Raw genomic sequence first — 2,733 nt, 5'->3', positions numbered from 1 at the left:
AAATATATTTTCTTTCATTTTATACTAGGTTTGATAAAATTGCAACAAAATACCCCGTATTTCCACGGGGTATTGTCTAAATGTATTTTGGGGGCGGTATACGCCAAAAGGCGATTGCTTACCCCGGGGGATAATCCCGGGGGCTCTTGTAGCATATGGAGCTCCGTACACTGCCATACACCCTGCCTCTCCGGTGATCCGGCGACAGATAAGCTTACTGGGAATGTTGGATTTGAACCAACGACACTGCGGTTAACAGCCGCATGCTCTACCGACTGAGCTAATCCCCAACATTGCACCGCCGTAACGGTGCTGTTATCCCAGACCTGGGACATAGCAGCTTAAAGTATATGCACTGCTAACTTACCCCGGACACCAGGGAATCTTGTTCTCTCTATAAACTGCTTGCACTTCCAGAGCACTACCCGTAATTGCCGGACTACTGCAATCACCGGCCAGTCTCATCTATTACGGATAAAGTTTTTTACAGCTTTATAGCATTGCAGGACTTCAAGCTGCACAGAAATATGTTTTTCCGCTTTTGGTATCAGAACCCCCTCACAACTCCACCCAGGGACGTCATCCATGTTCTTTACCGGTTGTCACGGCTTTATATGCTAGTGCCATCGATGTCTTGCACTAGCGGAGAGGTTGTAGTTAATCGGTTCCCCCAGCGGCGGGATCACCTCGCTCATAAAATTATACAAGATATAGCAGCACGCAACCCACCCCGTACTGCTCTGGCAACCATAAGTTCCTTTCATTGCCCCTGCCCAAATGCCCTTTAGGCCATGTCTTCTCTCGGCAGTCCTGGAATACTCGACGTTAATCTACTCCTTTACGGAACCATGCTGCCTATACGCCTTACTGCGCAGTGCCTGACGTACCTATGCGGTACCGGCGATTCAGCCGCGGAGCTTTGACACCCCGCAGTCGAATAACAAGAGGAGGTCTATCCATACATCTTACAGCTTTCTCAGTCTATACTATAACATATCCTGATAGAACATATAGAACATTTAGAACATTTTTTATTTTTTTTCTAAAAATCTTCTGAACTCCATTTTTACGCTGTCCCCTGTGGCTTTTCGACCTATTTTTTCCGCCACCTGCTCCCAAGTCTGGTTCTCAAAAATCTTATATCTGATGATACGCTGCATCCGGCTGGGAATGGTGCACATCCACTTTTCTACCTGCAGCTTAACTCGCTCAGCGTTGGCTTTACGCTCTTCAAGTAACTTCTCCTCTATCCGAAGCTGACGATCATCGCTATAAGTGAACGGGGTTCCCTGAATTTTAAAATGCTGGGAGTTATACGGAAAGTCAGGATTACTCCCTTTAACATTTGTCTGGATGACAGTCTTCCGCTTTTTCCTCAAACGTTTGATGTCATCCTCGGTCTCCCGGATCAGTTCACAGGCATCTACATAATCGTGTAAAATATCTTTGTCCATTGGCATCACCTCACTCTATCTTGCTTGTGTCGTGTATAAAATCAAAAAACTGTTTGACACAATCATCGCACAGATCATAGCTACAGCAGCGATTATGCTTTCCCATTACAAGTATCTTTCCAAAGGATTCGTCGCCGCCGCAATTGCCTCCTCTAAGTCTTGATTGATTACAGTCAAAATAATTACCGCATCTATCACACTTCATTGCATGCATCGGCATCACCTCCTGTCCCACATCTGCATAAACTCTTGATACGGATAACTCTCACAAGCTCCAGTCTTATGCCGCAATACAATGTGATGCTCACATAAATCTACAACCTGCATCCGGCGGCTTACCTTTATGGTCCTCCGTCCCTCGTCCTTAATGTCTATGATTATATGTACTGTCTCTCCACGCTTTACGCCGTACCGCTTTTCCCGCGCCCTTATGTTTTCCTCCCGCCTGATCGCGGGCAATGCTTGCTCGTATGTAGGGTCCGGGCAGCCTGATCCGTTTCTTCCCATCAATCTTTCTCCTCTCCATATATTCCAGAACTGTCATTATTCCGTGTTTTTACGTCCTCCCAAAATGTTTCGCTGTACACTGCCTCCTTCGCATGACCATATGCCCACCTGGGGTTTCCTCACTATCCGTTACCTGCGTTTTGCCGCCGCATTTCTTACACTTCATGATTCGCCTTTCATAAAATCGTAAGCGCTGCCAACATCCCAAGCGCTACGCCAGCTCCTATCCATATACCGATATTTAAATATGCCACTGATTCCTTTATGTATTCTTTAATTACTTTTTTCATGATATACCTCCATTGTCACCTCTAAATTTAATTGTCGGTACTGGCTCCCAGCTTTGGCATACAGCCCAATCAATGCCCCCGACTGGCATCCGCATATGGCACGGCACTCCCGTTGCGTTCCGGCGCGTTATCTGCTCACCCTCTTTTTTATTGCCTATCTGGTTTTTGCTCCAGAGATTTTTTTACAAGGTCCCTCGTTCGTCCTTGCCCCGTATTGCCGATAGGCCAGCATTTAACTTTATCTCCCTGTACGCTCTCATGTATTTCTGCATATACCACCGTTCGCATTCTCTGCAATAGCTGTTCCGGCGGTTCTGTCTTTTCATCATCCGGAATTCTGTCTCATCTTTTTTGGCTCGGCATACACTACACATCCTCATCTTGTTAATCCTCCATACTCTTGCAAAACTCCTTATAGCACTCCGTGCACCCCAGAGTATCCACCAGACTACATGCTATGTACCCGTCCTGATACACTGCCA

The 2,733-nt window shown here is 46.4% G+C and carries 3 protein-coding genes and 1 tRNA gene; all 4 read right to left on the bottom strand.

The features are described from left to right. Window positions 1-217: 217 nt before the first annotated feature. Window positions 218-290, bottom strand: a tRNA-Asn gene (locus tag WMO65_RS25930). A 741-nt stretch (window positions 291-1,031) separates the two neighbouring features. Continuing rightward, entirely contained in the window at window positions 1,032-1,454 is a 423-nt protein-coding gene (locus WMO65_RS25925) for an RNA polymerase subunit sigma-70 (RefSeq protein WP_148394097.1), read from the bottom strand. Between the two features lie 219 nt (window positions 1,455-1,673). Then, entirely contained in the window at window positions 1,674-1,961 is a 288-nt protein-coding gene (locus tag WMO65_RS25920) for a hypothetical protein (RefSeq protein WP_148394096.1), read from the bottom strand. 49 nt (window positions 1,962-2,010) lie between these two features. Next, window positions 2,011-2,127: an NrdR family transcriptional regulator gene (locus tag WMO65_RS26690; protein WP_435380262.1), complete on the bottom strand. Its 117-nt coding sequence runs from the start codon at window positions 2,125-2,127 to the stop codon at window positions 2,011-2,013. Between the last annotated feature and the right edge of the window lie 606 nt (window positions 2,128-2,733).

This window comes from Blautia caccae (assembly GCF_040095955.1).
Taxonomy (GTDB): Bacteria; Bacillota; Clostridia; order Lachnospirales; family Lachnospiraceae; genus Blautia; species Blautia celeris.
The sequence above is the reverse complement of the archived record's forward strand: the minus strand, read 5'-3'. Positions and strand labels throughout refer to the sequence as shown.